The sequence below is a fragment of the Synechococcus sp. R8-2 genome, assembly GCF_047461715.1.
GTDB lineage: Bacteria > Cyanobacteriota > Cyanobacteriia > Thermostichales > Thermostichaceae > Thermostichus.
On the sequence record NZ_JANSHQ010000472.1, the window covers coordinates 1 to 2,280 of the forward strand.

At 59.7% G+C, this 2,280-nt stretch carries 3 protein-coding genes; all 3 read right to left on the reverse strand.

Annotation, left to right across the window (positions count from 1 at the left end; all coding sequences use genetic code 11):
* Positions 1-96: 96 nt before the first annotated feature.
* Complete coding sequence (gene fmt, locus NW819_RS11190) at positions 97-1,065, reverse strand: methionyl-tRNA formyltransferase (RefSeq protein ID WP_414413788.1); 969 nt, start codon at positions 1,063-1,065, stop codon at positions 97-99.
* Between the two features lie 24 nt (positions 1,066-1,089).
* The gene (locus NW819_RS11195) at positions 1,090-1,794 is read right to left on the reverse strand and encodes a hypothetical protein (protein WP_414413789.1); all 705 of its coding nucleotides are present in this window, start codon (positions 1,792-1,794) and stop codon (positions 1,090-1,092) included.
* A 160-nt stretch (positions 1,795-1,954) separates the two neighbouring features.
* A partial coding sequence (locus NW819_RS11200; RefSeq protein WP_414413790.1) for a 4Fe-4S dicluster domain-containing protein occupies positions 1,955-2,280 on the reverse strand: 326 nt, incomplete at its 5' end.

Consider the following 2,280-nt stretch of genomic DNA (forward strand, 5'->3'; position numbering starts at 1 on the left):
ATGCAACGGAAATGTTTCATTCATTACTGTATTCGCCACCATTTATTCGCCACCATTTGGGTTGACCACGCCCAAGGGATCCCTGTGTGTGGGCTCTCAAGAATTGGGCAGCGGCTCAAAGCGCATTCCCACCTTGAGCTGGCCGCCATTGACCAGGTCCCAAGCGGACTGTTCTTTTTTGCCAGGCAGCTGCGCCCGCCGGATCAACAGGGATCCCTCTCCGGTGGCTACATAGACTCCTTCTCCCCTGGCCAATCCCACCACCTCGCCAGGGCTGCCTTGGGGGAGATCGCCAGGGGGTGGGTGCAACTGAGGAGAGGCAGAGCGGACAATTTTGATCCGCTGCCCCCTCAAACTGGTGAAACAGTTGGGGGAAAAGGCGCGGATTTGGTTGTGCAAGGCCTGGGCAGGGTGCTGCCAGTCGAGGTGAAAGTCTTGTTTTTTGAGCAAAGGGGCGTAGGTTGCCCGGGATCCATCCTGAGGAATAGGGGTGAGTTCCCCTTTCTCCAATTTCAAGAGCGTTTCCACCAAGAGTTCTGCCCCCAGTTGAGCCAGTTGGGGTGCCAATTCTAGGCTGGTTTGCTCTGGCCCAATGGGTAGCTTGGCCTGGAGCAGGATGGCTCCTGTATCCATTCCCTCATCCATGAGCATCGTGGTTACGCCGGTCTCGGTTTCGCCGTTGGCAATAGCCCACTGGATGGGGGCAGCGCCACGATAGGCGGGCAGGAGGGATCCATGCACATTCACACAGCCCAGCTTGGGCATCTGCAACACCGTCAGGGGCAAGATCTGGCCGTAGGCCACCACCACAAACACATCGGCAGCCAGCGCCTCCAGAGCCGCCAGCACTTGGGGATCCCGCCGCAGGCGGACAGGCTGCCACACAGGGATCCCGTGGGCTTGAGCCAACACTTTGGTAGCGGGCGGGAGCACCTTTTGCCCTCGCCCCTGGGGCCGATCCGGCTGACAGACCAATCCCACCACTTCAAAGGGGGACTGCGGCTGCAACAGGATCTGCAGCGAAGGCAGAGCAAACTCTGGCGTGCCGAAAAAAACAACCCGCATGCCAACCCCGACGAGCACTGTTCTTCAGTCTAGGACGGCAGGGGAAGGGGGTGGCGGCTCGGCAACCCTTTCCTTCTCGGCGATGGGGGATCGCCCGGTCAAGGGCACCTGCGGGGACTGCCAAAAGGCAGGCTGTTTGAGATCGAACTCTTGGCTCCAGGCCGGGAAAAAAGAGCCCAGTTTCTGCCCAGAAAGCCGCAGCCGTTGCAAAAAAGTCCATTCCAGACGGGTTAAGGCTCGCCGCAGAAAATCCTTAGCCCAAGCCGGATCCGGAGCTTCTGCCGCCTGCAAGTTCACCTGCAAGAGGCCCAGTTTGGGATGGAAATGAACCCGTGCTTGGATCCCTTCTGGACGCAACAGGTAATTCAGTACCTGCTGGATGGCCACCTCATCCCCCCGCTGAGCGCGATACAGAGGGCTGTTGGGGTTGGGCTGGGGCTGGTAGCGCCACTCGCAGTGCCATTCCGGGATCCCTTCATTGGCCAGAAAGCCAAACAGCTCCACCTGACGCTGCCTGTGGGTCAGCGCCATTTGCTCCAAGGCCGGCGAGAGGCTCCCCAGCAAAGCATTCGGCTCAGGCAAGGGATCCCCCTCTAGGCGCAGCAACAGGCGGTGGCCGGAAAGCCGCGCTTGTACCTGAAGATGGCCCAACCCCAGGGATTCCAGAGCTTCTTGCAGATCGGCCAAAATGGCGGGCAGAGGAGCCTGGACATCCAAAGAATCGCTCACCGACAAAAGATCTCCAACAAGCCCTAACCCAACCTAGCCAATTTCCAAGGTTGCTTGGATCCCTGGGATCGCCGGCCAAGATGGCCAGATCCATTCACCTCAGTTGCTAGACCCCCAGGATCAGGCGAGCTGCAGCGAACTGAGTTAACCTCAGCAACGGCTACAGCCCATAGAAATCCGGCCCGGATCCCTCGTAGCTGGGGTTGACCCGCAAGTTTAAGTGGGGACAGATGATCTCGCAGGTGCGGCACTGGATGCAGTTTTCCAAAGACATGGCATGGGAGCGGATCCCATGTTGGTCGCGGATGTGGTGTACCTCTGCTGTGCAGTCGGCCACGCAGGGGGTGGGGCGATTCAGCTTGTCGTAGGTGGCGATGCACCGGCGGCAGGTTTCGGCGTCGAACTCCAGGATGTGACGGTTACCCTCGGGGTAGCGGGGATCCGCAAAAAAAACCGCATCGGGCCGCGAGAAATAGCCCGGTCGAG